At 61.8% G+C, this 272-nt stretch carries 1 protein-coding gene; it reads right to left on the reverse strand.

All coding sequences use genetic code 11. From position 1 onward, the window contains the following. The coding region (locus tag FQ668_RS27480; protein WP_218570898.1) for a hypothetical protein at positions 1-242 on the reverse strand (242 nt) is incomplete at its 3' end. Between the last annotated feature and the right edge of the window lie 30 nt (positions 243-272).

A 272-nucleotide genomic window follows, 5' to 3' on the forward strand; every position in this document is an offset into this window, starting at 1 on the left:
ACCTTCGGCAGCACGATCGGCTCGCGGAACCCCGGTACAAGGTCATGCAGCAGGTAGTTGACGCACTCGGTTGCCAGCAACGAAGTCGCGATCAATACGCCAACAGCCACTGTCGGCACTTTGCCGACCTCCAGGCTGCGCACGATGGCCTGCATATGCTGCGGCACGAAGATCTCGTCGAAAACCCGCGGTAGCGAGCCCTGCTCCTTGGCCCCCTTGAGCGTCTCGGTCCAGTAGTCCATGGCCAATCCATCGGGCGAGGAGCATAGTGC

The sequence above is a fragment of the Pseudomonas sp. Kh14 genome (assembly GCF_900291005.1).
Lineage (GTDB): Bacteria > Pseudomonadota > Gammaproteobacteria > Pseudomonadales > Pseudomonadaceae > Aquipseudomonas > Aquipseudomonas alloputida.